Source organism: Arthrobacter sp. ISL-65, assembly GCF_018613795.1.
Classification (GTDB): Bacteria; Actinomycetota; Actinomycetes; order Actinomycetales; family Micrococcaceae; genus Arthrobacter.
Genome location: NZ_JAGGPN010000069.1, coordinates 12,538 through 39,267 on the forward strand (window position 1 = coordinate 12,538; position 26,730 = coordinate 39,267).

Here is a 26,730-nt window from a genome sequence, read left to right on the forward strand (position 1 = left end):
GGTTCGTCAGGCAATGGGTGGGTCCTGTCTCTCGTGGCTAGCAGCGCGCGCAGCACCAGGGCATTTAGTAAGCAACCTTACTGGTTGCCTCCCGGGCCGTCCACGCGAGCAGGCGTCCACGGAACACAAAAGCAGACGACGGCGGGAGCTTCCCGCCGTCGTCCGCTTTCCTTGGCTGCTGTGGCGGCAGTGTTAGGCGCTCAGTTCGTCGGTACCATGATGGGCGTTGCCGGACATGGCGCGGGCGCGGCCCGCTTTGGCCCGGTACGAGGACAGGAAGGTGGCGATGCGCCGTACGGCCTCGCGGATGTCGTCCACTGCGGGCAGGATGACGAACCTGAAGTGGTCCGTGGCGTGCCAGTGGAACGCCGTCCCGTGCGAGACCAGGATTTTCTGGTCCTGCAGCAGGTCAAGGACGAACTGCTCGTCGTCCACGAACGGGTACATCTCCGGATCCAGCTTCGGGAACAGGTACATCGCGCCGGCCGCCGGAACGCAGCTCACTCCCGGGACCTCGTTGAGCAGCCGGCAGGCAAGGTCGCGCTGCTCCCGCAGCCGGCCGCCGGGCCGGATCAGGTCCGTGATGCTCTGGTAGCCGCCCAGCGACGTCTGAATGGCGTGCTGCGCCGGAACATTGGGGCAGAGCCGAAGGGAGGCCAGCAGCTCCAGCGACTCCCGGTAGGCGGCGGTGGCCCAGCGGGGCCCGCAAACCGCCACCCAGCCGGCCCGGTAACCGGGCATCCGGTACGCCTTGGACAGGCCGGAGAAGGTCAGCACCGGAATATCACGGGCCACCGAGGCCGTGTGGATGTGGACGTTGTCCTCGAAGGTGATCTTCTCGTAAATCTCGTCGGAGAACAGCACCAGGTCATGGCGCCGGGCCACGTCGGCGAACCCCTCCAGGATGTGCCGGGGATAGACGGCCCCGGTCGGGTTATTGGGGTTGATGAGCACGATGGCCCGCGTGCGGTCGGTGATCTTCGCCTCGACGTCGGCCATGTCCGGCCACCAGTTGTTCTCCTCTTCGCACGCATAGTGCACGGCGCTGCCGCCGCAGAGCACGGTGGCGGCCGTCCACAGCGGATAGTCCGGTGACGGGATGAGGACCTCGTCGCCGTCTTCCAGGAAGGCCTGGAGCGTCATGGAAATGAGCTCGCTGACCCCGTTGCCGATGAAGATGTCCTCGACGCCGATCTCCATCAGGCCCTTGGTCTGGTAGTACTGCGAAATGGCGGTCCGGGCGGAGAAGATGCCCTTGGAGTCGCTGTAGCCCTGGGCCTCGCGCAGGTGGTGGATCATGTCCACCACGATGGACTCCGGCGCATGCAGGCCGAACGGCGCCGGATCCCCCAGGTTCATGCGCAGAATGCTGTGGCCTTCCGCCTCCATCTTCTTCGCCGCATGCTGCACCGGACCCCTGAGGTCGTACCGGACATCTTGCAATCGGCTGGAATTCTGCATGGCGCGCATGAGGCATGTTTTCACAGCTGCGCCGCTCCGGACAACGTGAAGCGCCCGGCCTGCCGCGGAGCAGCGTGAGTGACACCAGCGCCCTCGCGGGATCTCCCGAATCAGCGGCCTTCCCTCTCTGACCGCAGCCGCTGGCGTTGCCGCGATGAGGGGGCTTCACGTAGTTTCAGCATAGGAGTGCCCGGCACACGGCCAGAAGGAGAGTTGAGGATGTCCCTGTTTGTAGGACTCGTGAATGGAGCGCTCGCGGGCGCGGCGGGAACCACGGCGCTGAATGCCGTCAGCTACCTGGATATGGTGTGGCGGGGCCGCGCGGCGAGCACGACGCCCTCCGACTCAGTGGAGCGGCTGGCGAAACGGGCGGGCGTGACGATCCCGGGAACCGAGGCCCAGCGCGGGAACCGGGTGGAGGCCCTTGGCCCCCTGCTCGGGATCGCCACCGGCATGGGCCTCGGCGCTGTGCTGGGGGCGGCCGGGTCACTGGGGGTGCGCACCGGGCCAGTCCGGTCGGTGGCGGTGGCCTCCGTGGCCGCCCTGCTCGTTTCGAACGTTCCCATGACCGCCCTGGGCGTGACTGATCCGCGGACCTGGAGTGCCGCGGACTGGGTCAGCGACATCGTGCCGCACGTCGCGTACGGCGCGGTCACGGGGCACCTGCTGGAGCACCTGCCCAAGTAGGTGGCTGTTCCCAAAGACACCGAAGCGCCTCAGGAGCCTGAGCACTCCCGGCCGGACAGCCGGAAGGCGCGCTGGGGCACCCGCTGGGCCACCGTCGTCGCCGTCCTCCAGCGACTGCTGTACGTGGCCATCACCGCCGCCGTGGGCTGGGCCGTCTCTTTCTTCCTGCTCGCCCGGCTGGCCAGGGGACCGGAACAGGTGTGGGTGTTCCTCCCCGTCTGGCTGATTGCGGCCTATGCCTTCCTGCCCCGCGTCCACAAGATCCTCAGCAGCCTGTACCTGCCGAATTACTTCATCGGGCGGGCGCGCACTGGCGACGGCGTGCTGGGCGACCCGGTCAATCTCGCGGTCATCGGCCCCGCGGACGAGCTCCGCACCGCGATGCTCAGGGCAGGGTGGATCGAGGCCGACCCCGTCACCCCGGCCAGCGCCTGGCGCACCCTCACCGCGACGCTTCTGGGCCGGAGCTATCCGCAGTCGCCGGTCAGTGCCCTGTACGTCTTCGGCAACAAGCAGGACATGGCGTTCCAGCGGGAAATCGACGGCAACCCGCGCAAGCGGCACCATGTGCGGTTCTGGAAATGCCCGGACGGCTGGATGCTTCCCGGCGGGTTCGCCGTCGACTGGGTGGGTGCCGGAACGTACGACAAAAGCGTGGGACTCTCGCTCTTCACGTTCCAGATCACGCACAAAATCGCCGACGGGACCGACGAGGAGCGCGACTTCATCATCGGCACGCTCAAGACGGCCAACGCCGTGGAGTCGGTGCACGTGATCCGGCATTTCTCCTCCGGGTACCACCACCACAACGGCGGCGGAGACAGCATCCGCACGGACGGGCACCTTCCCATCATCGACCTCCTGCCGCCCGGCCAGACGGACCCGACGCGGCCACTTTGACCCCCGCCGGAACACGTGGGAGGACGACAGTGGACGCACCCGCCGTCGTCCTCTTTCGGGCCCGGCCCGGCTGCCGGCTCTGCCCGCCCGCGGGTGCCCAAGTAGCGGCCACCGCGGAAATTCGAGTACCTGCTACACGTGCCGTTCCACGTGTCAGCCCATAGGGTTGAATTATTGGGTGGTGGAAGGTGTGCCGGCACAACCAATTGGTGGCACACCCTGGGCTGGGACGGCCGCCACGGTTGTTGTCGGACCGGCCGGTCCTCCCCGGCTTGTTCGGCACGTCAGTGATCGCCGGATCAGTTAGCCGAAGGGCCCGGAAAGCCTCGGCTGACGGCCGGCAATCACCGTTGAGTACCCGATCCGGCCTAAAGTTGCCGCCCCACCTGCGAGGGCCCCATGAAGATTCCGAGGTCTGAACTTCCCGTCATCACGGCGGCTGTGAACACGGCCCCTGTGAAGGCGGTCCCCGACCAACCATCCGGGCCGGCCGCAGCGGCCGGTCCCCGCACAACTGCGACAATTCCGGCCTCGCCCGTGCAAGGGCCGGCTGCCGCCGCCCCAAGCGGTGCCGGCGCGCGGACGCAAGGCGACGAGGTCGCCCCCGCTCCGGCGCGTGCGAGTATCGGCAACTGGCCCGATCCCATGTGAGCCGGGTCCAAGCAGGCACTGCACGCGGACGACGGCGGGAGACCCCGCCGTCGTCGTTCTGGCCCGTACCTGCCCTTCCGCTCTCTGTCCAGAAACGGGTTCCCTTGACGCAACGCTCCGTTGAAGAGTCCGGCACGCGCCGGAATACTGGAAACGGGACAATGTCCGGCGGCAGGGGCGGGGAAAAGGTGACGGGTTCAGCAGCAGGCGGCGGCTTCAGGCGGAAGGTGGAGCGCGCGGCCGAACTCCGCGCCCTCCGGTCCTCCGGCGGAACAGCGGCAGAGGACGCGGAGCTGTCCGCCGCGGAGGCGGAATTGCGGGAAAAGCGCCGGAAGGTTAGCGATGCGGCCCGGGCCGATTACCTGATCCGGGACGCGATGGCGCAGGGAAAGTTCGACAACCTGCAATATTCCGGCAAACCGATCCCCGGGCTGGGCGAAGGCTACGACCCCGACTGGTGGGTCAAGGGACTCATCCAGCGCGAGCACCTTAGCGGCCTGGGACCAAAGGCCATCCTGCTGCGCACCGAGGACGCGGAGCTGGATGCCACCTTGGACGGCCAGTACACGGAAAAGCGGGTGCGCGACATGGTCGAGGACTTCAATGCCCGCGTCATCGACGCCCGCCGGCAGCTGCAGGGAGGGCCGCCCGTGGTAACGAACACACGTGACGCCGACGCCGAGGTGCAGCGGTGGCGCGAGCGTCGGGCGGCGGCGGCCGCGGCTGCGGCTGCACCGGAACCTCAAACGGAAGCCAAACCGCCGTGGTGGCGGCGCCTGCGCAACCGCTCCTCCTAAAGCCACATCAGGTGGCACGATAAGGGAATGGTGGCTGTTCTGCTGGGCTGGAACCCGGGTGTAGGCGATACCTGGCCGGGCTATTCGCGGGTCGTGGATGAGCTGGGCGCTGCCGGCGTGCACCGGCGGGTGTGGCCCACCGGAACCGGAGCCCAGCCGGTGCCGGGAGCGGACGCGTGGCTCCTTTTGCATGGAAAGACAGGCGGCGGGCTCATTGGCCACGGCGTTGTCGCCTCCGCACCGTATCTTGCTGGCGCCACAACCTGCGTTGACGTGGACTTTGATGTGCTGCTGCCGCTTGGGGACCAGATTCCGGTGGACATCCTGGCCGCCCGTGCTCCGCTGACGGACTGGGCTGCTGCCGCGACGGGCGCGTGCCAGCCGGTTCCGGAGGAGGAGGCACGCGCCATCCGGGAGCTTTGGGCCGAGTGCCGGCCGGCCGATGAGATCGATCCGGTCTTTCCGGTGCCCGGCACCCTGCCGCAGGACGCCCTGACCCGGGTGTGCGTGAACCGGTACGAACGCAACCCGTACGCGCGGCGCATCTGCCTGGCGCACCACGGAACCTCATGTGCCGTTTGCGGGTTTTCCTTTGAGGCCGAGTACGGCCCGGAGGGCGCAGGCTTCATCCATGTCCATCATCTGGTGCCCGCTGCCCAGCTGGGGCCGGGCTACGAGCTGGATCCTGTGGGGGACCTTGTTCCGCTGTGCCCCAACTGCCACGCCATGGCGCACCGGCGCCGGATCCCCTACACGGTGGCGGAACTCCGGGCCATGAGGTCCCGCGCGGGGTACATCAGCGGATCAGTCGTTTCCCAGCAGGAGATGGACGCCCAAGCCGATGCCCGCCGCATCCTGGGCAGCACCTGAACCGCGCGCCCGGCGGCAATGTCCTGGTCAGGGGGACCAGAGCCAGTCCCGATTGAAGTCGGGATGGTCACTGTAGGGGACCGCCAGCGCATTGAGCGACAGTGTGGTCCATTCCAAGGCCTGCGGAATCCACTCGGTCTCGTCGCCGAAGGGATCGCTCACGAGCGTGGCCAGGGCGGTCTGCCTGGCTGCCTCAACGATGCGGATCAGGCGCCGCTTGGCTTCGCACTCCAGGAGCAGGCGGCGTTCGTACCACTTGCCCGATTCCGACGTCGTGCGGTCGGCGAGCAGCTTGCGCGCCACGGCCTCGTCTTCGGCAATGCGCGCGGACAGGAACTCCACAATGTCCACTGTCTGAGAGTACGCCCGCCGCAATGCCGGCACACGGCGCTAGACGGCGGCGCGAAGATCCCCAGCGGGGCTGAGGTCCAAGGCGGTGCTGAGGTCTGCCGGGGACAGCGGCAGGTAGTAGGCGGAACGGTAGCGGGTGCGGTCACCGGTCACCACCCAGGCCGATCCCTTCCGGACGCGAAAGCGCTTGGTCAGGACCGTCCGGTCGTGATGGATGAGGTGGTCCAGAACATCGGCCATGACATCCTCGTGCGTGCACATGACCATTCCTGTCCCGCGGGCCTGGGCCACGAGGTCCAGCGTTGCCGCCAGACCACCCCCGGTCAGGTGGTCTGAACGCTCCACTTCCAGGGCTTCCTGACGCGCAAGTTCGGCGACGGTTTCGACGCAGCGGTCCGAAGGTGCGGCGATTATGCGTTCGATTGCAAACATGGCCCCCAGCGAGGCCAGCGACCTGGCGGCTTGTTCGCCGGCCGGCGCCAGCGGCCGGCTGCCTGCTGCCGGGTCCCACTCGTCCCGTTTCGTCATTTCGGCCCCGCGGACCAGCAGCAGCATTTTTTCCCGCTCCGGAACGGGGCGGACGCCCAGCTCAAGCTGAAGCCGGCTGCCCAGGGCAATGATGGCGGGCCTGTCCCGCGGCTCGGTCACCGTGCGCAAGGCTGCCGGCAGCGAAAGCCACCTGACGGCGTCGACCTCCTCATTGGCGGTGAAGCGGCCTGACTCCGCCGCCGCAGCCCAGTAACGGATGGTCTTGATTCTGTGCTTGCTGTCCTCGTAGCGGATGCTGGGCAGTTCCGCGCCCAACCGGCAGTGCAGCCCCGTTTCCTCGCGCACCTCGCGTTCCGCGCATTCGCGGCCGGTTTCCCCCGGATCCGCCTTGCCTTTTGGGATGGACCAGTCACCGTGAGCAGGCCGGTGGATCAGGAGCACTTCAAGGGCGCCCTTTTTTCCGATCCGCCAGGGCAGTGCACCGTACGTGGGGGGCTTCGTCTTGCTCATGCGCTTGTCTCCGTCTGCAGGCTGCCGCTCTCGGCAGGAACCAGGGTGAGGGCCGGGGCGTCTTTGGCGTGCTGCAGACTGTCCAGCCGGCTGTACAGGCCCCCGGACGCGGCGAGTTCGGCGTGCCTGCCGCTTTCCACAATCCGTCCCTTGTCCAGCACGTAGATCCGGTCGGCCCGTTTGAGAGTCGAGAGCCGGTGCGCGATGACGATCACCGTGCGCCCTGCCATCAGCCTCTCCAGGCCACGCATGACGTACTGCTCCGAGATCGCGTCCAGGCCGGACGTCGGTTCGTCGAGGATGACGATGGGGGTGTCCCGGACCAGCGCGCGGGCGATGGCGATGCGCTGGCGCTGGCCGCCCGAGAGGGTGACGCCCCGCTCGGCCACGGGGGTGTCGTATCCCAGGGGCAGGTTGCGGACGAACTCGTCCACGTGAGCCGCTTCGGCCGCGGCCATGACCTGCTCCCGGCTTACGCCCTCCGAGCCGTAGGCGATGTTGTCGTAAATGGTCCCGCGGAACAGGATGGATTCCTGCAGCACCATGGATATCTGCCTGCGCACAGTCGCGACCTTCAGGTCCCGCACGTCGATGCCGTCGAGGAGGACTTCGCCCTCTGAGGCATCGTAGAGCCGCGGAATCAAGCTGACGACGGACGATTTTCCGGCTCCCGTGGGGCCCGTGATCGCCACCAAACTGCCAGGTTCGGCCTTGAGGTCAATTCCGTGCAGCACATGCCGGTCGCCCTGGTAGCCGAAGCTCACCGAGCGCAGTTCCACTGAACCGGCCAGCCGCGGGGCCGGCCGTGCGTCGGGCAGGTCCGAGATGGCCGGCGCGGTGTCCAGGATTTCCTGGATGCGCTCCGCGCTGGCCTGGCCGCGGCTGATGACGGTGGTGAGCTTGGCCAGGGCCTTCATGGGGGAATACATGGCCTTCAGGTAGGCGATGAAGACGAGGAGCAGGCCCAGCGTCAGAGTTCCGTCCATCACCCGCTGGGCACCGATCCAGAGGACCAGCACCGTTCCCAGGGTCGCGATGACGTCCACCAACGGCGAAAACATGGACTGCAGCCGAATGACTCTCAGGCCGGCGTCCCGCCGTCCGTCATTCCGGGTGCGGAAGTCCTCCTCGTGGCGCGCCTCGCTGGTGTAGGTCTGCATCACCCGGACCGAGGCGAACGTCTCCGACATTGTGGCTGCGATGTCGCTGTCCCTGTTGCGGGCCTCCTTCGACGCGCCCTTGATGCGGCGCCGGTAGAAGAGGACCGTGATGAACAGCAGCGGTGCCACCGCCAGGCCGATCAGTGCAAAGGTCGGGTCGATCAGCACGCAGATCGTGATGACAAACCCCAGGATGAAGATGTTGGGCAGCAGCACGGACAGCATTGACACCATGAGGGACCTGACATAGTCCACATCGGTAGTGGTGCGGGTAACCAGGTCCCCCAGCCGCTGCTTGTCATGGAAGGCCAGTGACAACCGCTGCAGGTGGGTGAAGACTTCGGCCCGGATGGTGGCCATGGCCTTCTCACCCACGCCATTCAGCAGGCGCGTGCCGAGGTAATCCGCTCCGGCGTTCAGCACCGTCATGGCGAGCAGCGCCGACGCAGCGAGGAGCAGCAGTTGGAGCTGGCTCAGGCCGGCCAGGCCCAGGGAGGCGGGCATCGTGTGCAGTTGGGAGCTGCCCGTCGGCTGCAGCACGTCATCGACAATGACCTTCATGGGCCAGGGCATGGCCACTTCCATGGCGGCGACGAACACCACCAGCAGCGCGCCTCCCGCCAACGCCCAAATATGTGGGGCTATCGCCCCGCGGAACCGCCAAAAGGTTTGGAACATCTCTTCCCCTAAGAACCGGGGCCGCGGGCATAGCCGAACGCTTGCGTTGGGCGATGCTCTCAGACCGGCCAGGATATCCCTGGTCCGCTTCACTATGTCCCATGGAGCTTTGGGAAAACCTGCCGGAGCTTGGGGAAAACCTGCTGGGAGTCTGGAGCCCGACGGCGGGTCGCACCGTTTGGGGGGCTTACATCCGGGCTTTCACGGACTACCGTTTGCAAGTAGAGGCAATTACAACCTGCCCGGCAGCAAAGGAGAACCGATGGGTGACGTGTGGATCCGCACGATCAGCCATAGCCTGGTGCGGGCCGACAGGGTAACGGAGATCGCCGCGTCCCGCGGTTCGGTTCATGAGGAGCTCGGGTATTCGATCAAGGTGGTGGCCGAGGGCAAGGCCTATATCCTCATCGACAACAGCGACTTTGAGGGCACGGCGAACGCAAGGTTCGGGCATGCCAGCCGCATGCAGGCTGCACTGCTGCTCGCCATAGACGCGGCAAGCACTGCCGCCGCGGCCATGGTGATCAGTTACGAACAGCGCGGGGAGCGCTGGATCCTCACCCCGGCGTCGGACATTGCGGGCGTGTCTGTGCCAACCGCGCCGATGGCGGCCAGCACCTAGACGGGTACAGCGAGGTCGAATCGGCACCGTGCATGTTCTCGCACAGTGCCACGCACTACCGTGCCACGCCGCTGACGTCCTCTGGGCCCACGAAGTCGCAGGAGCCGTGGTGGCGTTCGGGCAGGATGCAGATGCGGCCGGTGGCCAGGTGGACATTTCCGCAGCGGCCTGCCTGAGCCACGTCTTCGCGGATGTGCATGCTTCTTAGATCGGGCCGTTCCCCGTCGCGTACCGGCGAGTTGAAGGTTTCTGATGTGCCGTCGTCGGAATGGTTCATGCCTAGCGAACTCCTCGTCGAGTGGCTGCCCCCAAGACGCAAGGCCAGTCGTGCGGATCCAAGGTCTCCAGTCTCCCGCCCCGGGATTAACGGCGGGTTACGGGGCTGTTAGATCCGTTGGGCAACATTGTCCCCGCCGGGCTACCCCAGGAGATCGTCCACGTAGCACCACCGCCAGTCCTCACCCGGTTCGATGCTGCGCATGACCGGGTGGCCGGTGGCCTTGGCATGCCGGGAGGCGTGGGTGGCGGGCGAAGAATCACAGCAGGCCACGTTCCCGCACTCCAAGCACATCCGCAGGTGGACCGTGACGGTACCTTCGCGGATGCAGGCGTCACAGAGTGCGTCGCGGGGAACCTCAGGATCGCGTGCGGCCTCGAGGTGCTCGCAGTCGCCTCCCGGTCTGGCGACGGCGCCGGAGCCGGCAACGTCAGCCTCCTCGATGACGGCGTCAAGCATCGACTCTTCGACGTCGAGCCGCTCCAGGACGTTGCTCAGCACCTCGTGGGGGTAGTTTCCTCCGCTCCTGAGCTCAAGGACCTTCGCCCGCTCCGCCTCCAGCATGGCCAGCCGCAACTGGGCATAACGCTGGCTGGGAGTGGCCGCCTCCGCCGTCGGCCTGCCCAGACGTTCCCACGCTGCCAGCCCGCGCTCCAGCGTCCGCCGCTTGAGCATGGCCACCACCTCGGGCGGGTCATCGTCGGTCCGCAGTTCGTACAGCCGCTCCACTCCGGCCGCCGTGGCCTGCTGCGTCAGCGAGGCCTGGGCCAGCGCGTCCTCGCCTGCATCGGGTCCCTGCACGCGGAGCAGCCGCACCAAGGCAGGCAGCGTGAACCCCTGCAGCGCCAGGGTGCCGGCCACCACCACCATCGCCGCCAGGATCAGTACGGTCCGGTGCTCCAGGTCCTCGGGCAGCGTGAGGGCAGCGGCGAGCGTCACCACGCCGCGCATGCCGGCCCACGAGATGATGGCGGGGTACTGCCAGGGCGGCGAGGGGTCCTTCCGGGCCACGGCCGGGATAAGCCTCGGCAGGTAGGTCGCCGGAAAAACCCAGACCGGCCGCAGCAGCAGCACGGCCAGCAGGATCACCGCGCAGCCCGCCCAGATTCTGGCAGTGCCCAGGGAGTCGTCCTGGACGCCCTCGATGATGGTCCGCACCTGCAGGCCGATGAGGAGGAACACCGAGTTTTCCAGCAGGAACTGCACCGTCTCCCAGTTGCTCCGCTGGCTCTGCCGGGCGGCCCCGTTGGGCATGGACGGGGCCTTGGTGCCCATGATCAGGCCAGTCACCACCACGGCCAGGACGCCCGATGCGTGGATCGCCTCCGCCGGCAGGTACGCCACAAAGGGTGCCATCAGCGACGTCGAGGTATTGATGGCAACGTTGCGGATCCGCCGGCGCAGCTGGGTGAGGACGTAGGCCGCGGCGAGGCCCACCACCAGCCCGCCGCCGGCTGCCAGCAGGAATTCCGCGCCGAGCTCCACTACGGAAACCGTTCCGGAGATGGCGGCGATGGCGGCGCGAAGGCACACCAGGGCGGTGGCATCGTTGACCAGCGATTCGCCTTCCAGAATGCTGACAATTCTGCGTGGCATCCCTACCTTCCGTGCAATGGCAGTGGCGGCCACCGCATCAGGCGGCGCCACCACAGCGGCAAGCGCAATGGCCGCGGCGAGCGGTATCTCCGGGAACAGCCACCAGACCACCAGGCCTACGACGATGGTGCCAAAGATGACGTAGCCCACCGAGAGCAGCCCGATGGCCCGCCGGTTGGAGCGGAAGTCGAACAGCGAGGTCCGCAGGGCGGCGGCGTAAAGGAGGGGCGGCAACAGCCCCACGAGGACGAGTTCAGGGTTGAGGTCGACGCGGGGCACGAACGGGAGGAAGGAGCCGGCCACCCCGGAGAGCACCAGAAGCAGCGGGACCGACACGTCAAGTTTGCGGCCCAGCGCGCTGACCGCGCAGACCACGGCGGCGAGCGCCAGCAACCCCAGGGCGACTTCCATGCGGCTATTCTCTCAATCGCCGCGGACTGCCCGACGGCGGGCGGGGACTTCCGTCAGGATGTCTCCGCCGCCTTGGGCGCAGGTTCTGCGACGTCGTCAGCACCTTCGGCTGGATCCTGCGAATGCATGCGGATGTCGGTCGGGTCTGCCGTTTCATCCCCTTCGGCGGGGGCCTCGCTGTGGATGCGCTGCAGCGACTCCGGGATCTCGCTCATGACTGCCGCTCCTCTGTTGCGGTTGTGTGCTGGGGTATCGCTTAACGTTCATCTAGCTACCCCACCGGTCTGGCTGTCAAGAACCGGCCACGCGCTCTGGCCGGGGATGTTGTTCTGTGTTGAACTGTTGGAGTTTGCACCCCGAAATGCCCCCGCGGCTGCCAGCCGCAGCACTGCCTCTTTGCACCGTCGGCCCAGCCCGCTCATGCCGGCTGAGAGGAAGGAACACCACCATGGCAACGCACAAGATCGGCTATTTCGTAGGGAGCCTGGCCAGCGGCTCCATCAATCGGACCCTCTCCAAGGCCCTCATCAAGCTGGCGCCGGAGGACCTCGAGTTCACCGAGATCCTCATCAAGGACCTGCCACTGTACAGCTATGACTACGACGCCGATTTCCCGCCGGAAGGACGAGCCCTCAAGGATGCCATCGAAGGCTCCGACGGCATCCTCTTCGTCTCCCCTGAATACAACCGCTCCATTCCCGGCGCGCTGAAGAACGCCATCGACTGGGGCTCCCGTCCCTGGGGCACCAACTCGTTCGCCCGCAAGCCCACCGGCATCATCGGCGCCTCGCCCGGGAGCATCGGCACAGCGGTGATGCAGTCCTCCATGCGCGCCGTGCTGAGTTTCCTCGACGCCCCCCAGCTCAATGCCCCCGAGGCCTACGTGAAGTTCAACCCGGACGTGTTCGCCAGCGACGGCGAGGTCAAGGATGAATCCACCGCGGCCTTCCTGCGCCACTACATGGAGGAGTACTGCGCCTTCGTCCAGCGTGTCCTTGCGGCCAATGCGCCCGGCCACATCGGCGATCCGGAACCCGACACCCAGAAGCTGTCCCGCTGACCGGCCCCTCGTCTTCCCGAACCCCCTCGTCCCTGAAACCCCCTCCCTCGTCCCGAAGACCCCCCTCCTCGCGAGGGAGGGGCTAGAGGGGGAGGGGGACTAGGCCGCCGAGGTTGCGGTATTTTTCGAGCCGGTGCGGGAGGAGTTCGGCCACCCCGGCCGCCGAGAGCGCGGCAAGTTCGTACTCGATGGCCTGCCCCAGGCGCTGGCAGAACGCCCTGCCCTCGTGTGCGGCGTCGGGCCGTTCGTCCACGATGTGCTCCACCATGCCGTGGGCGTGGAGTGAGGCGACGTTGACGCCCTGTGCCTCGGACATGGCCGGGGCGAACTCGGCGCTGCGGTGCACGATGGCGCTTGCGCCCTCGGGCGGCAGCGGGGACAGCCAGGCGTGCTGGGCCGCGATGGTGCGGTCGGCCGGGAACAGCGCCAAGGCGCCACCGCCGGTGCCCTGGCCCATCAGGACGGACACCGTGGGGGAGTTGAGGCCGATGAGGTCGTGGAGGGAGCGTGCGATTTCGCCAGCGAGCCCGCCTTCTTCCGCCTCCTTGGACAGGGCGGCGCCTCCGGTGTCGATCACCGTCACCAGGGGCAGTCCGAGCTCCTCGGCCAGCCGCATGCCGCGGCGGGCTTCGCGCAGCGATGCCGGGCCCATGGCGGTCTGCTGGGAGGGCCGGGGCCGGGTGTGCCCGATTACCACGCAGGACTTCTGGCCGAAGCGGGCCAGTGCCAGCAGTAGCCCGGGGTCCTTTTCGCCCTGGCCGGTGCCGTTGAGTGGAAGCACGTCGCGGGCCCCGTAGGCCAGCAGCTGGCGCAGGTCCGGGCGGCGCGGGTTCCGGGAGATCTCGATCGATTCCCAGGCGCCGGCGTCGGACGGTTTTACGGACAGCGTCCGCGGCGGGCGGACCTGCGCGTGGGGCCCGGCGACCAGGATGCTCAGGGCACGGTCCACGACGTCGGACAGCTGCCACGGCGGGACCACCGCGTCCACGAGCCCCTTGTCGAAGAGGTTCTCGGCCACCTGGACGTTCTCCGGAAAGGGTGCACCGTAGAGGGCCTCGTAGACCCGCGGCCCCAGGAACCCGAGGAGGGAGCCGGGTTCGGCCACGGTGATGTGCCCGAGGGAACCCCAGGAAGCCATGACGCCGCCGGTGGTCGGGTGCCGAAGATAGACGAGGTAGGGCAGTCCTGCCTGCCGGTGTGCCCGGACCGCCGCGCTAATCTTCACCATGGAGAGGAACGCGATGGTTCCCTCCTGCATGCGGGTGCCGCCCGACGCCGGTCCGGCCAGGAGCGGAAGCCCTTCCCGGGTTGCGCGTTCGACGGCGTTCACGATCCGTTCCGCTGCGGCGAGGCCGATGGAGCCGGCGAGGAAGCGGAATTCGCTGACGATGACGGCGACCCGGCGGCCGCGGATGAGGCCTTCGCCGGTGAGAACGGATTCGTCGACGCCGGTCTTTTCCCGGGCCGCGGCCAGTTCCTGCCGGTATTCCGGGCTGGGATCGGGGTCCACCACGGCGGAGTCCCAGGAGTGGTAGGAGCCGGGGTCAAGCACGGCGGCGATGAGTTCGGTGGCGTCCAGGTGCCGGACCTTCTGGGCAGCACTCATGGTCAGCGGCCTTCCCCGCCAGCGGCGGCGGCAGCGGCGGCGGCGTCGGCCGGGACGAGTCCGAGCCATTGCCGGATCTGCTCGCCGTTCTGGTCCAGCAGCGGCGGCGCCGTGTGGGTTTTGAGGGTGGTTTCGGCGGTGTCCGCGGCGGCGAAAAAGCGCAGCGGCGGGCCCGGGAGGGTGACGTTGCCGAGGATCTTGTGGTCGACGTCGATCACCAGGCCCTGGGAGTGGACCTGCTCCCACTCGTAGACCTCGTCCAGGGTCCGGACCTTGCCGGCCGGGATCCCGGCGTCGTTCAGCTTGGCGAGCAGCGGTTCGGCCTCGTGGTCGGCGAAGGCGCGTTCCACTTCCTCGATGACCTTTTCCCGGTTCCGGACGCGCTCTGCGTTGGACGCGAACTCCGGCCGGTCGGCGTCGATGCCAAACGTGGATGTGAACGTGCGCCACAGTTTCTCGCTGCCCACGCTGATCTGCACGCGGCCCTGCCGGCAGTGGAACAGGCCGTAAGGGGCGATGGAGGGATGGTGGTTGCCCTGCGCCTTGGGGACCTCGCCCGCGACGGTGGCGCGGGTGCCCTGGAACGCGTGCACACCGATGAGTGCGGCGAGCAGCGAGGTACGGACGATCTGCCCCTGGCCTGTGCGTTCGCGCTGCAGCAGTGCCGCGAGGGTGCCGAACGCCCCGTACATGCCGGAAAGGAGGTCCGCGATGGGCACGCCCACCCGCTGGGGGTCGTCGGGGCCGGAGCCGGTCAGGGACATCAGCCCGGCCTCACCCTGGAGGATCTGGTCGTATCCGCTGCGGCGGGATTCCGGGCCGTCGTGGCCGAAACCGGTGATGGACAGGACCACCAGGGCAGGGTTCAGTGCGTGCATCTCCGCGGCGGAGAAGCCGAGCCGGTCCAGCACTCCGGGGCGGAAGTTTTCGATGACGACGTCGGCGCGTTCGAGCAGTTCGCGCAGTACCGTCCGCCCGTCGTCGCTTTTGAGGTCCAGGGCGATGGATTCCTTGTTGCGGTTGCAGGAGAGGAAGTAGGTGGCCTGGGGATCGTCCTCGGGACCGACGAACGGCGGCCCCCAGCCGCGGGTGTCGTCTCCGGTGCCGGGGTTTTCGACCTTGATGACCCGTGCGCCGAGGTCCGCAAGCATCATGCCGGCGTGCGGTCCGGCCAGGGCGCGGCTGAGGTCCACCACTAGGTAGCCGGCGAGGGGCCCTTCGGGCTGGGGCGTGGATTCATGGCTCATGCTGGGTGTTCCTTTTCTTGCTTGGAGGGGCTGGTGGTCCTGTTCCGGGGTGGCTACATCCAGCCGGGGAGGACCATGACCAGCCAGGCGATGGCGGGGCCGGCAACGACGACGATGCCGCTGTAGGCCAGGATCTGCTTGTAGAACTTGTCCTTGTCCACGTCCTCGGGGGCGTTGGCGAGGACCAGGGCACCGTTGGTGGAGAACGGCGAGACGTCCACGATGGTGGCGGCGACGGCCAGGGCAGCGATCACGCCGACGGCGCCGATTTCGCCGGTGGACAGGAAGGGAACGGCGAGCGGGATGAGTGCGGCCAGGATGGCGGTGGAGGAGGCGAAGGCCGAGACAATGGCGCCGATGTAGCAGATCAGCAGGGCCGCGAGCAGCGGCATCCCGAGGTGGGCGACGCCGTCGGAGACGAACTTGATGGTGCCGGCTTCCTCGAGGACGCCCACGAAGGTGAGCATGCCGCAGATGAGCAGGACGGTGGACCAGCTGATCTTGTTGATGGCGCCCTTCTGGGCGGCGGGCGAGACGAGGGCCAGAATCATGGCGATGGTGATGGAGACGAAGCCGACGTCCACCTTGAAGCCCAGAGAGATGACGGCGAGGGCGATCAGGCCGGCGATGGTGACCAGCTGCGGAACAGTGGCACGGGCACCGCTGGCATCGGCCGCCGCAGCGGCTGAGGCGGAACCAGAGGTTCCCTTGCGGGCCACTCCGGAGGGGGAGATGTCAGAGCCGGAGCCCCGAAGGGTGACACCGGCCGCGCGGGCGCCGACGCTGACGGCCATCCGGGACTCGGCGGCCTGCTCCACGAGTCGGCCGGTCTTGGTGAACAGCAGTTTGCTGCCGCCCAGGACGATGAACAACACGACGGCGATGGCGAGGTTAAAGATGAAGCTGGCCAGGAAGATCGCCATCGGGCTGGCTTCCAGATCTGTCTTCGCAATGATGCCGTTGACCGTGACGCCGTACACGGCGATCGGGGAGAAGCCGCCTGCCTGTGCGCCGTGGATCACCATCATGCCCATCATCAGCGGGTTGATCTTGTGCTTCGCGGCGAAGCTGAGTGCGATCGGCGCGATGATCGCGACGGCGGCGGGAGACAGGGCTCCGACGGCGGTGATGACGGCCGTGATGGCGAACATGACCCAGGGGATGAGCGCCACCTTGCTGCCCACCAGCCTGACCGCGCCGCGGACCAGCAGGTCGATGGTTCCGTTGTTCTGGGCGATGGCGAAGAGGTAGGTGACGCCGACAATGGTCAGGAAAAGGCCGCCAGGGAAGTTGGCAAGAATATCGCTGGTGGACATTCCCAGGACCACCGAGCCGAGCAGGAAGGCGCCCACGAAAGCCAGGGCGCCCATGTTGAGAGGCAGCACCGTGGCCAGCAGGAACATCACCGCCAGGATGATGATGGACAGGACGGGAGCGGACATCGTTGTTCCTCCGGGATGAGAGTTGATGTGATGTGGCTTACAAGCTCACTGGCCTAGCCTCCTAGACACTAGGTGACTTTGTCAATACTCCTCCGCTAAGCTGGGGCAAGACATCGCCGGAAGGATGCGCATGCCAAGGAAGACAGCAACGCAACAGATTTCCCGCGTCGCGCGGCCCCGACTCTACGAACAGCTCGTGGAGCAGCTGATGGACTTCATCGAGTCCGCGCAGCTGGGGCCCGGAGACACGCTTCCCGCCGAGCGGGACCTGGCCGAACGGCTGGGCGTTTCCCGGGCCACGTTGGCCCAGGCGCTGGTTGCCCTTGAAGTCCTGGGCGTGATTGATGTCCAGCACGGCACCGGCGCGGTGCTTGTCTACCGGCCCAACGTTCCCTCCGTGCTCAAGGGTCTTCGCGAGCACCGCAGCCGCCTTCCCGAAATTGTCGAAGCCCGCAGCACGCTCGAGGTCAAGCTGGCCGAGCTTGCTGCCGAGCGCCGCACCGACGAGGACATGCGGGCGATCGACAAAGCCCTGGACGTCATGGCGGAAGAGGTGGCCGCGGGCGCGAAAGGGGCCCACGGCGACGAGCTGTTCCACCAGGCCATCACCGCCGCCGCGCACTCCGGCGTGCTTGCCCAGCTCATGAGCTTCATTGCGGAGATGATCCTCGAAACACGGCTCGAATCGCTGGGACAGCCCGGCCGGCCGGAGCAGTCACTGGCATCCCACCGCAAAATCGCGGACGCCATCCGTGTCCAGGACTCGGAGGCCGCCGCGGCGGCGATGCTGGACCACATCACCCTCGTGTCCGACGTCGCCCTGCTGAAGTAAGCACGTGAAGCCGTTTCTGCTGCTCGCCTCGCGGGCCGAGGACGTCGCCGCGGAGGACGAATACGAGTCGTACCTGCGCTTTTGCGAGCTGGAACCGCACCAGCTGACGCGCATCCGGATGGAGCGCGCGGCCCTGCCGGAGCTGGACCTGGGTGACTATTCCGGCGTCATCGTGGGCGGCAGCCCGTTCACCTCGAGCGATCCTCCCGCAAAGAAGACCGAAGCACAGCACCGCGTGGAGCGCGAACTGTCCGCGCTGCTGGACCGGATCGTGGTGGAGGACTTCCCGTTCCTGGGCGCCTGCTATGGCGTCGGTACCCTTGGCCTGCACCAGGGCGCCGTGATCGACCGGACCTACGGCGAGCAGCTGGGCGGCGTGACCATAAGCCTGAGCCCGGAGGGCCTGCAGGATCCGCTGCTGGCCGGCCTTCCGGCGCAGTTCACCGCCTTCACGGGCCACAAGGAAGGGTGCACTGTGCTGCCCGCGCACGCAGTGCTGCTGGCGAGCTCCGCAGCCTGCCCCGTCCACATGTTCCGGATCAAGCAGAACCTGTACGCCACGCAGTTCCACCCGGAACTCGACGCCGAAGGCCTGGTGACCAGGATCGACATCTACCGGAACGCCGGATACTTCCCGCCCGAATCTGCCGAGGAGCTGATGGCGGAAGCCCGGACGTACACGGCCACCGAACCCATGAAGATCCTGCGGAACTTCGTGAAGCTCTACGGCAAGTAACGCCGTTAAGTGGCAATGCGCCGGTTTGGCCACTCACACCGGGACCATTGACTTCGGCCTGCAGAGGTCTACGGTTGAGCTACGTCAACATGTGATCTGTTGCGTGCGTGTGCGGCGAGGGGAAGCCACACCAAAAAGATGCGGCTGCTTTACTGTCACGTTCGGCAGCAGCCCGCACCTCGTTAACGTGGCGTTTCTCCAGAAACCGCCTTCAAATTCCAGGTCTCAACCAAGTCTGCAGGTACCGTTTATGACTGCCAATTTCATTACAGCCCTTGCCGTCAAATCCTTCGATGAACCGGACAAGAAGAGGTGCCCGGACAAAGCCGAGGTGGACTTGGTCAGCGTCAACGACTTCTCCGTTGCCCGGCTGATCCTCGCCCCCGGCTGGCGCTGGTCCGAATGCACCAAGCCCACCGAACAAACGCCCTTCTGCCAGCACAACCACCTCGGGTTCTGCCTCTCCGGTGTCATGGAGGTGGAGACACCTGGGGGTGCCCGCTCCTCCATACGCGCCAATGACACGTATGCGATTCCTCCGGGGCACGATGAATGGGTGGTGGGTTCCGAGCCGTTCGTGGCCGTTGAGTTCCTCGGCGCGGCATCTTTCGGGCGGCCGGTCAGCCGCGGCCTGCACGCCCGAATCTGACCTGGCCACTCTGAACTCCAGCACCAGGGCCGCCAGCCGTTGAGCCGGCGGCCCCTGCTGCGCGGGTACGTCCCCTTATTGGCACGGCGTTCCGCAAGGGATAACGTCACTGCCATGGGATGCCGTTCCAGCTGAGGAGGCGCCGCTGTGGCCATCATCGACAACGCAGTGTACGTGGAAGGGCACCGGACGGCGGATCCCGAAGGGCTGGAGGAAACATACTTCCTGCTGCGGCAGCGCGAGGGCATGGCCTGGATCGGGCTTTACCGTCCCGACCCCCACGAGCTGCGATCGGTGGCGGATGAGTTCGACCTGAGCCCGCTTGCGGTTGAAGACGCGCTGACCGGGCACCAGCGCGCCAAGCTTGAGCATTACGGTGAAACGCTCTTTCTGGTCCTGCGCCCGGCGCGGTATCTCGACGACGTCGAGAAGGTGGAGTTCGGCGAGATCCACGTTTTTGCCGGACCGGACTTCGTGGTTACGGTCCGCCGTGCAGAGTCACCGGACCTGGCGCGGGTGCGCCGCCGCATGGAATCACAGCCCGAATTCCTTGCCCTGGGTCCCGACGCCGTGCTGTACGCCATCCTGGACCAGGTGGTCGACGAGTACGAGCCGGTCGCGGCAGGCCTGGAAAACGACATCGACGAGATCGAGGACGAACTGTTCGGCGCGGACCCGGAGGTGTCCCGCCGTATCTACGAACTGTCCCGCCAGGTCATCAGCGTGCAGCGCGCCACCGGGCCGCTCGCCGGAATCCTGCAGGCACTGGTCACCGGAACACCGGACCACCACCCCGGCGCCGAGCTCCAAGACCACCTCCGCGATGTGCTGGACCACGTCCTGCGGCTCAATGACCGGATCGCGTCCTTCCGGGCACTGCTACAGAACGCGCTCGCGGTCAATGCGGCCCTCGTTGCCCAGCGCCAGAACGACGAGATGCGCCGCCTCACGGAGTCCAGCTTCGCGCAGAGCGAGCAGGTCAAGAGGATCTCTTCCTGGGCGGCCATCCTCTTCGCACCCACGCTCATCGGCACCATCTACGGAATGAACTTCCATACGATGCCTGAACTGGACTGGATCTTCGGCTATCCCATGGCGCTGGGCCTGATGATCGGCATGGGGCTGGTCCTGTACGCCACGTTCAAGCACAACAACTGGATCTAGAATCGACCGCACACCCGCCGACACCCTATTTGGGTGGGAACATCGCAGGCGGGGCAACTTTTCCAAGGTTTCCAGAAGCAGCCGGCCCAACAATTGCGGTGGTTCCACTCCCGTTGCGGCAGGGGAGCGGAATCCTGAACTTGATCGTGGGCGGGGCCGGTAGGCCAGCGGCCCGGAAAGTTTGGGGTTCCGCGTCCCTGGGGATTCAGCAGACCTGCGGCTCCGGCCGCAGGTCTGCCTTTTTTCAATCCAAATCATCGCGACATCTGGAGGAGACAATGACGTCTCGCAGGGAAGTTCTGAAACTGGGCGTAGTGGGGGCAGCGTCCTTGACCGGAGTGGCGGCGAGCGGCGACGAGCCGACGCAAAGCACGTCACTTCTTACCCGGAGCCAGCTGGCCCCGGCGAACATGCCAATGCCGTACACGGCAATGTTCCGCCGTCCGAGCTGGTGCCCTACCAAACGGGTTTCGACGGCGGTGACCCGGCCCGGCCGTTTGCCCGCTACGCCCTCACCCAGAAGCTGGGCCAAGCCCGGTTCGTTCCGGGCCTCTCCACCACGGTGGCCGGGTACAACGGAATATTTCCCGGGCCCACCATCCGGGTGGCGCAGGGAACCCGGACCGAGGTTCGGATCCGCAACGCGCTCCCGTCCACTGCCCTCCTGCACCCCGGGACCTTCAAGACCGTCACCCACCTGCACGGCTCGGCATCGCTGCCGCAGTACGACGGCTATGCCAATGATTCGACCGCCCCGGGAAAGTTCAAGAACTACCATTATCCGAACTGGCAGAACGCGCGCACGCTCTGGTACCACGATCACAACCACCTCGTTACCGCGCAGGGCGTCTATTCCGGGCTCGCGGCCATGTACCCGTTGCAGGACAGGTTTGAACGGGCGCAGTTGCCCCAGGGCGAATTCGACGTGCCGCTAATCATCTCCGACGCGCTGTTCAACGCCGACGGGTCGCTGGGCTACAACGACAATGATCACGACGGGCTGTGGGGCGACATCATCATGGTGAACGGCGTGCCGTGGCCGCTCATGAAGGTCAAGCCGCGGATCTACCGCTTCCGCGTGCTCGTCGCCTCGATCACCCGCTCCTACCGGCTGGCCCTCTCCAACGGGGAGCCATTCCATGTGGTGGGCACCGACGGCGGGATGGTCCCCAGGGTGCAGGCGGTCTCCTCCTGGCGCCAGGGGACGGCGGAGCGCTACGAGGTCCTCATCGACTTCCGCAGGTACCGGCCCGGACAGACAGTGGACCTGCGGAACCTGAGCAACAAGAACAACCTGGACTTCCCCAACACCAACAAGGTCATGCGGTTCCAGGTGGTGGCCGACTCCGGTTCCTCGGCCGGAACCATCGGTTCCGTGCCGGTGACCTTGGACGACGGCGGAACGCCGGGAAGCGCCCGCGGCAGCATCGCCACCATGGCACTCAAACCCGAGATGGCGGTCGCCAAGCGGGTGCTGCGCGTGAAGCGCCAGGGCGGGGAATGGACCATCAACGAGGAGACGTGGGAGGATGTGGAAAAGTCGGGGTTCACCCGCTGTTTCGCCATCCCGCGCCGGAACTCGGTGGAGCAGTGGACCATCGTCAACGAGTCGGGCGGCTGGTTCCACCCGGTGCACATCCACCTCACCGACGCGAAGATCATTGCCCGCAACACCAACGGGGGCAAACCGTTCGCCTGGGAGACCGGGCCGAAGGATGTGTTCTACGCCGGTGAGAACGAGTCCATCACGCTGCTCATGCAGTTCGACACGGGACCGGATTCCCCCGGCGGCCGGTACATGATGCACTGCCACAACCTGGTGCACGAGGACCACGACATGATGGTGCAGTTTTCGGTGGGCGATCTGCGGAACAACGACCCCGTCCTCTCCGACCCGCCCAAAACGGACCCCACACCCCTGGGTTCGTTCCCGCCCATGTACCGCCCGGCGTTCCCGGCTGGCACCTGAGGCGGGAGGCGGGGACCTGAGGCTGGTGCCGGGCAAGGGCTGAAGCAGCGCAGGAGAACAGGCAAGCGCAGGATTTCGCCGGTTTTCGCGCAGCTTAAGAAGCTTCGCCGAAGCTTCGGGCCAGCAACGGGGTTGCGGCGGGCCGCGGAAAATACACTGGAATCAGCCTTCCTTTGGCTTTCCCCGCCGGCCCTCAGTTCGTTCGAAGGAACCCAAAATTCGCGCTTCGTCTGTTCTCCGTCCTGTCCTGGCCTCGCTGCTGCTGACGGCCTTGGCCGCCCCCATCGCCGGAGTGTCAGCCGGTGCTGCCGCCTCGGAAACCGGGTCGGGAGCACCGGCTGCCCGCTACATCGTGCGCTACTCCGCCGGGACCGACGTTTCCTCGGCCGTGCGGAATCTGCGCTCGAGGAACATCGCCGTCGGACGCACGTTCGCCAAGGCGATCAGGGGCGCCGTGGTGACGGCAACGCCCGGGCAGGCCGCGGAATTGAAGCGCTCGGCAGGCGTGGCCGCCGTCGAACCCGATGCCCCGGTAACGGCTGCGGACACCCAGCAGTCCGCAACGTGGGGCCTGGACCGGATTGACCAGCGTGCCCTGCCGCTGTCCGGGACCTACACCTCGGCGTCTTCAGGCGCCGGCGTGACCGCGTACGTTATTGACTCCGGCGTGCTGTCTGCGCACGCGGAGTTCACCGGCCGCGTTGCCTCGGGGTGGTCGGCGATTTCCGACGGACTGGGCACGGGGGACTGCAACGGCCATGGCACGCACGTTGCCGGCACCATCGCGGGAAAGACTTACGGCGTGGCCAAGGCGGCCACCGTGGTCCCCGTCCGCGTGCTGGACTGCAGCGGTTCGGGCTTCAACTCCGACGTGATTGCCGGGCTGGAGTGGGTCGTCTCCAACCATCAGGCTGGCACCCCGGCGGTGGCCAACCTGAGCCTCGGCAGCACCGTCAGCGCCATGGTGGACGCCGCGGTGCAGGGCATCATCAGCGACGGCGTCACCGCAGTGGTCGCCGCCGGAAACTCCGCCACCGATGCGTGCACCAGCTCCCCGGCCCGCGTTGCCGGCGCGCTGACCGTTGCCGCGAGCGATTCCGCGGACAAACAGGCATCGTTCTCCAACTACGGCAGCTGCGTCGACCTGTACGCCCCGGGCGTGGGCATCAAGTCCGCCTCCTCCAGCTCGACCACGGCCACGGCCCTGATGAGTGGCACCTCGATGGCCTCGCCGCATGTGGCTGGCGCCGCGGCCGTGATGCTGTCTCGGTCGCCGGGGCTGGTGCCGGCGGACGTGGCGTCGAAGCTGCTTTCTGCCGCCACCCCCGGTGCGGTCTCGGGCGCCACCACAGGGACGCCGAACCGGCTGCTGTTCTCCGACCCGGCAGTTGCGGTCCTCACCGCGCCAGCCGCGACAGCATTGAATCCGGCGGCCAATTCTTCCGGCGCCGCCGTGGGAACCAACGTCAGCGCTACTTTCAGCACTGCTGTCCAGGGCGTGGCCAGCTCCACCTTCGTCCTTCGGAACGCCGCCGGAACAACGGTGCCCGCGGCTGTCAGTTACGACGCCGCCACGCGTACCGCAACGCTGAACCCCGACGCCGTCCTGGCCGCGTCGCAGAAGTACACGGCGACGCTGACCGGCGGATCCTCGGCCATCCGCGACGCCGCAGGCACCCCGTTTGTGACGGGAAGCTGGTCCTTCACCACCGCCGCGGCCCCCACGGTCACGGCACGCACTCCGGGTTCGGGCGGCACCGCCGTTGCCGCCGGAAGCAACATCACGGCCACCTTCAGCACGGCTGTCCAGGGCGTTACCGGCATCAGCTTTCTCCTGAAGAACGCGGCCGGGACCGTGGTGCCGGCTGCCGTCACGTACAACTCCACCGCCCGGGCCGCCACCCTGGATCCGGCGGCCAACCTCGCCAACGACGCCAAGTACACGGTGACGCTCACCGGCGGAACCGCCGACATCCGCGATACCGCAGGCACCCCGCTGGCCACCACCAGCTGGACGTTCACCACCGGCCCGGCCCCGGTTATCACGGCCATGACGCCGCGCCCCGGCGCCACGCTGGTACGGCGCGCCAACAACATCGCGGTGACCTTCAGTGAAGCCATCCAGGGTGCCGGCACCGGCACCGTCACGCTGACGAACGCCGCCACCGGCGCCCCCGTGACGGCCACCGTTTCCCGCAACGGCAGCACGAACCAGTGGATCCTGAACCCCTCGGCGACCCTGGCCGCGCGGACCAAATACACGGTCACCGTGACCGGAGGCGCCGCCGCGGTCCGCGACCTGGCGGGCAACCCGCTGAAGTCGGCTGGCTGGACGTTCACCACCGGTTCTCTGTGATCTCCGGCAAAACCTGAGCCGCAGCAAAACAGAGGCCGACGGCGGCACGCAAGTGCCGCCGTCGGCGTTGCTAGAACTTATTTAAATTGGACTGCTCGCAACTCTCCTAGTACCCACGTCCCCTGTCGAGATCAATGCGAGCATAGGCGTGGTCAGAGTCCGTCTTCCAAGTCCAGTGGTTGTTGCGGTCCTTGTCCTTGAACTGGATCTTGACGGTGTGGGACACCTTGACATCCTTGTCGCCACGGTCGGCGTGTACTTTCGCCTTATCGTTGAAGTACTTATCTCCGTGGACCCAGACCCAGCCGTGGTCATGCTTGAGGACGTCGGCCCGCTTTCCGTGGCCCTGGAACATCTTGTGGTCGAAGTAAACCATGGTGCGCTTGTCGCAGTGGATCTTGAACTTGAACTCGACCTTAACGGACTTGCCGTAGTCCCGATCCTTCTTGCCGTAGTCAGCCTTCTTTGGCGTGTAGGCCGTGACTGAACAGTTGTCATGCTTGCCGTAGTCATGCGACGGCGCTGCGCTGGCGGCGCCGGCGAAGGCCAAGGGGCCACCTAACAGTCCCAGAGAAACAGTCGAAGCCAAAGCGAGTCTGGCTGCCAATGGGCGGCGCTGCCGTGTTGGCGAGGTGATGGTCATTATTTTTGCTCCTGCCTAGGGATGCACATTCATTTTTGCTCGGGCAGGACTAGAAGATCACGGGGCGCGTGGAGACCTATCAACCACTTCTGCCTCTTTATAATCGTCCACCGGGAATTGTCGGGTGGGCTTGGAGCCGGATCCCCCTCAAGGGAGGTGTCCGGATCCGGTATTCCGAGTGTACCTCCGGAAGTGCGTGTCAACACTGATTTACGAAAACTGTCAACTAGAGCGGTTGTTCCGGCAATGAAGGGCAGCCGACGGCGGATCCTCTCGGCGCCGGCGGCCCTCCCTTTCCGCGGTGCTACTTGCGCAGGAAGCCGAGCAGGGCCTCGTTGACCTCTGCTCCGTGCGTCCAGAGCAGGCCGTGCGGGGCGCCGTCGATCTCCACGTAGTCAGCCTCCGGCAGGGCTTTGTTGAACTCCCGACCGGTGGCGTCAATCGGCAGGATGTTGTCCGCCGTGCCGTGCACGATCAGGGCGGGGACGTCGATCTTCGGGATGTCGGCGCGGAAGTCGGTGAGCCAGGTGGGCTGGGCTGCCACCGAGGCCAAGGCGCCCGCGTTGGCGGCAAGATTCCAGCTTGCCCGGACTGACTCCTCGCTGAGGCGGGGCGTGCCCAGGAAGGTGTCGCTGTTGTAGAAGTTTTTCAAGAACTCGGTGAAGAAGGCATAGCGGTCTGCCGTGACCGCCTCGGTCAGGCCGTCGAACACTGACTGCGGGACTCCGGTGGGGTTGTCGTCGGTCTGCAGGAGGTAGGGCTCAAGCGATCCCAGGAAAGCAGCCTTGGACACGCGGGCCGACCCGAAGGTGGAGAGGTACCGGGCCACCTCGCCTGTTCCCATCGAGAAGCCCACCAGCACCGCGTCGTTGAGGTCCAGGGTGGTGAGGACGGTGTTGAGGTCGCCCGCGAAGGTGTCGTAATCGTAGCCGGTGGTGGGCTTGCTGGACTTGCCGAAGCCGCGGCGGTCGTACGTGATGACGCGGTAGCCGGCGTCGAGCAGGGCGGCGGTCTGCTTCTCCCAGGAGGATCCGTCCAGGGGATAGCCGTGGATGAGGACAACAGCCTGTCCAGTTCCGTGGTCTTCGTAGTAGAGCTCGATGTCGGTGCTGTTTTCCTGTCCAACGGTGATGAAAGCCATGTCAACATTCCCTTCGGTCTCGAGAGAACGGACGTCCTCAAGCGGTGTTACCAACCTATCCGGACCGCGGCCGGTGCGCAGGGTCTGTCACAGGCGTAGCCTGCAGGAATGGCAGCGGAGACCGGGATGTTGAGAACGGCATGAAACGAATTGGCTTCCTGTCCTTCGGCCACTGGGGACCGGTGCAGGGTTCCCGCACAAGGACTGCGCGAGATGCGCTGCTGCAGGGGATTGAGCTGGCCGTGGCCGCCGAGGAGCTTGGCATTGATGGCGCGTTTTTCCGCGTGCACCATTTCGCACGCCAGCAGGCGTCACCGTTCCCGCTGCTTGCGGCGGCTGCAGCCCGCACCAGCCGCATTGAGCTCGGCACTGCGGTCATCGACATGCGTTACGAGCTGGGGAGACGCTCCGCGGCGTTGGGGGTT

At 66.6% G+C, this 26,730-nt stretch carries 25 protein-coding genes; 13 read left to right on the forward strand and 12 right to left on the reverse strand.

Annotated features, from left to right (window positions below; translation table 11 throughout):
- Positions 1-192: 192 nt before the first annotated feature.
- The gene (locus J7I85_RS24315; protein WP_214858418.1) at positions 193-1,470 is read right to left on the reverse strand and encodes a pyridoxal phosphate-dependent aminotransferase; all 1,278 of its coding nucleotides are present in this window, start codon (positions 1,468-1,470) and stop codon (positions 193-195) included.
- Positions 1,471-1,680: 210 nt separating this feature from the next.
- Here J7I85_RS24315 and J7I85_RS24320 point away from each other — a divergent pair, with 210 nt between their 5' ends.
- The 4 genes from J7I85_RS24320 (at position 1,681) to J7I85_RS24335 (ending at position 5,366) form a co-directional block, all read left to right on the forward strand.
- A complete protein-coding gene (locus tag J7I85_RS24320) occupies positions 1,681-2,148 on the forward strand; it encodes a hypothetical protein (protein ID WP_214858420.1) in 468 nt (155 codons plus the stop codon).
- A complete protein-coding gene (locus tag J7I85_RS24325; protein WP_308159646.1) occupies positions 2,149-3,048 on the forward strand; it encodes an LssY C-terminal domain-containing protein in 900 nt (299 codons plus the stop codon).
- Between the two features lie 812 nt (positions 3,049-3,860).
- Positions 3,861-4,496, forward strand: coding sequence for a DUF1992 domain-containing protein (locus J7I85_RS24330; protein ID WP_214858422.1), 636 nt, complete (start codon positions 3,861-3,863; stop codon positions 4,494-4,496).
- Between the two features lie 27 nt (positions 4,497-4,523).
- The gene (locus J7I85_RS24335) at positions 4,524-5,366 is read left to right on the forward strand and encodes an HNH endonuclease (RefSeq protein ID WP_214858429.1); all 843 of its coding nucleotides are present in this window, start codon (positions 4,524-4,526) and stop codon (positions 5,364-5,366) included.
- Positions 5,367-5,393: 27 nt separating this feature from the next.
- On the opposite strand, the gene J7I85_RS24340 is transcribed toward J7I85_RS24335, so the two are convergent.
- From J7I85_RS24340 to J7I85_RS24350, 3 genes are read right to left on the reverse strand one after another with little or no spacing between them, the layout of a single operon-like run.
- On the reverse strand, positions 5,394-5,717 hold the full coding sequence (locus J7I85_RS24340) for a DUF6221 family protein (RefSeq protein ID WP_308159647.1): 324 nt from the start codon (positions 5,715-5,717) through the stop codon (positions 5,394-5,396).
- A 39-nt stretch (positions 5,718-5,756) separates the two neighbouring features.
- Complete coding sequence (locus J7I85_RS24345) at positions 5,757-6,716, reverse strand: NUDIX hydrolase (RefSeq protein ID WP_214858433.1); 960 nt, start codon at positions 6,714-6,716, stop codon at positions 5,757-5,759.
- Complete coding sequence (locus J7I85_RS24350) at positions 6,713-8,554, reverse strand: ABC transporter ATP-binding protein (protein WP_214858435.1); 1,842 nt, start codon at positions 8,552-8,554, stop codon at positions 6,713-6,715. The genes J7I85_RS24345 and J7I85_RS24350 overlap by 4 nt, the downstream gene beginning before the upstream one ends.
- Positions 8,555-8,816: 262 nt before the next feature.
- Between J7I85_RS24350 and J7I85_RS24355 the strand changes: the two genes are divergently transcribed.
- Entirely contained in the window at positions 8,817-9,176 is a 360-nt protein-coding gene (locus J7I85_RS24355; protein ID WP_214858439.1) for a hypothetical protein, read from the forward strand.
- A gap of 55 nt (positions 9,177-9,231) precedes the next feature.
- Here J7I85_RS24355 and J7I85_RS24360 read toward each other — a convergent pair whose 3' ends face one another.
- The 3 genes from J7I85_RS24360 to J7I85_RS24370 form a co-directional block, all read right to left on the reverse strand.
- Positions 9,232-9,453, reverse strand: a complete 222-nt coding sequence (locus J7I85_RS24360; RefSeq protein WP_214858442.1) for a hypothetical protein — start codon at positions 9,451-9,453, stop codon at positions 9,232-9,234.
- A 141-nt stretch (positions 9,454-9,594) separates the two neighbouring features.
- On the reverse strand, positions 9,595-11,460 hold the full coding sequence (locus tag J7I85_RS24365) for a Na+/H+ antiporter (protein WP_214858445.1): 1,866 nt from the start codon (positions 11,458-11,460) through the stop codon (positions 9,595-9,597).
- A gap of 53 nt (positions 11,461-11,513) precedes the next feature.
- A complete protein-coding gene (locus J7I85_RS24370) occupies positions 11,514-11,675 on the reverse strand; it encodes a hypothetical protein (protein ID WP_214858447.1) in 162 nt (53 codons plus the stop codon).
- A 233-nt stretch (positions 11,676-11,908) separates the two neighbouring features.
- Here J7I85_RS24370 and J7I85_RS24375 point away from each other — a divergent pair, with 233 nt between their 5' ends.
- Positions 11,909-12,520, forward strand: coding sequence for an NADPH-dependent FMN reductase (locus J7I85_RS24375; protein ID WP_214858449.1), 612 nt, complete (start codon positions 11,909-11,911; stop codon positions 12,518-12,520).
- 82 nt (positions 12,521-12,602) lie between these two features.
- Here J7I85_RS24375 and J7I85_RS24380 read toward each other — a convergent pair whose 3' ends face one another.
- From J7I85_RS24380 to J7I85_RS24390, 3 genes are read right to left on the reverse strand one after another with little or no spacing between them, the layout of a single operon-like run.
- Positions 12,603-14,126 (reverse strand): carboxyl transferase domain-containing protein, encoded by a 1,524-nt coding sequence (locus tag J7I85_RS24380; RefSeq protein WP_214858451.1) that lies wholly within the window; start codon positions 14,124-14,126, stop codon positions 12,603-12,605.
- A 2-nt stretch (positions 14,127-14,128) separates the two neighbouring features.
- Entirely contained in the window at positions 14,129-15,373 is a 1,245-nt protein-coding gene (locus tag J7I85_RS24385; RefSeq protein WP_214858453.1) for a CaiB/BaiF CoA-transferase family protein, read from the reverse strand.
- Positions 15,374-15,426: 53 nt separating this feature from the next.
- Positions 15,427-16,815 (reverse strand): SLC13 family permease, encoded by a 1,389-nt coding sequence (locus tag J7I85_RS24390; RefSeq protein WP_214858456.1) that lies wholly within the window; start codon positions 16,813-16,815, stop codon positions 15,427-15,429.
- 130 nt (positions 16,816-16,945) lie between these two features.
- Here J7I85_RS24390 and J7I85_RS24395 point away from each other — a divergent pair, with 130 nt between their 5' ends.
- The 6 genes from J7I85_RS24395 to J7I85_RS24420 all read left to right on the forward strand — a co-directional run bounded on the left by J7I85_RS24395 (position 16,946) and on the right by J7I85_RS24420 (position 24,521).
- Positions 16,946-17,647 carry a FadR/GntR family transcriptional regulator gene (locus J7I85_RS24395; RefSeq protein ID WP_214858458.1) on the forward strand — a complete coding sequence of 234 codons (702 nt, stop codon included), beginning with the start codon at positions 16,946-16,948 and terminating at the stop codon, positions 17,645-17,647.
- 4 nt (positions 17,648-17,651) lie between these two features.
- Complete coding sequence (locus J7I85_RS24400) at positions 17,652-18,383, forward strand: glutamine amidotransferase (RefSeq protein ID WP_214858460.1); 732 nt, start codon at positions 17,652-17,654, stop codon at positions 18,381-18,383.
- A gap of 250 nt (positions 18,384-18,633) precedes the next feature.
- The gene (locus J7I85_RS24405; protein WP_214858462.1) at positions 18,634-19,032 is read left to right on the forward strand and encodes a cupin domain-containing protein; all 399 of its coding nucleotides are present in this window, start codon (positions 18,634-18,636) and stop codon (positions 19,030-19,032) included.
- 147 nt (positions 19,033-19,179) lie between these two features.
- Complete coding sequence (locus J7I85_RS24410) at positions 19,180-20,196, forward strand: magnesium and cobalt transport protein CorA (RefSeq protein WP_214858464.1); 1,017 nt, start codon at positions 19,180-19,182, stop codon at positions 20,194-20,196.
- 451 nt (positions 20,197-20,647) lie between these two features.
- A complete protein-coding gene (locus J7I85_RS24415; RefSeq protein ID WP_308159648.1) occupies positions 20,648-22,165 on the forward strand; it encodes a multicopper oxidase domain-containing protein in 1,518 nt (505 codons plus the stop codon).
- Positions 22,166-22,436: 271 nt separating this feature from the next.
- A complete protein-coding gene (locus J7I85_RS24420) occupies positions 22,437-24,521 on the forward strand; it encodes an Ig-like domain-containing protein (RefSeq protein ID WP_251024790.1) in 2,085 nt (694 codons plus the stop codon).
- A gap of 106 nt (positions 24,522-24,627) precedes the next feature.
- On the opposite strand, the gene J7I85_RS24425 is transcribed toward J7I85_RS24420, so the two are convergent.
- Positions 24,628-25,164, reverse strand: a complete 537-nt coding sequence (locus J7I85_RS24425) for a hypothetical protein (RefSeq protein WP_214858466.1) — start codon at positions 25,162-25,164, stop codon at positions 24,628-24,630.
- Between the two features lie 304 nt (positions 25,165-25,468).
- Positions 25,469-26,305: an alpha/beta fold hydrolase gene (locus tag J7I85_RS24430; protein ID WP_214858468.1), complete on the reverse strand. Its 837-nt coding sequence runs from the start codon at positions 26,303-26,305 to the stop codon at positions 25,469-25,471.
- A gap of 140 nt (positions 26,306-26,445) precedes the next feature.
- Here J7I85_RS24430 and J7I85_RS24435 point away from each other — a divergent pair.
- The coding region (locus tag J7I85_RS24435) for an LLM class flavin-dependent oxidoreductase (protein WP_214858470.1) at positions 26,446-26,730 on the forward strand (285 nt) is incomplete at its 3' end.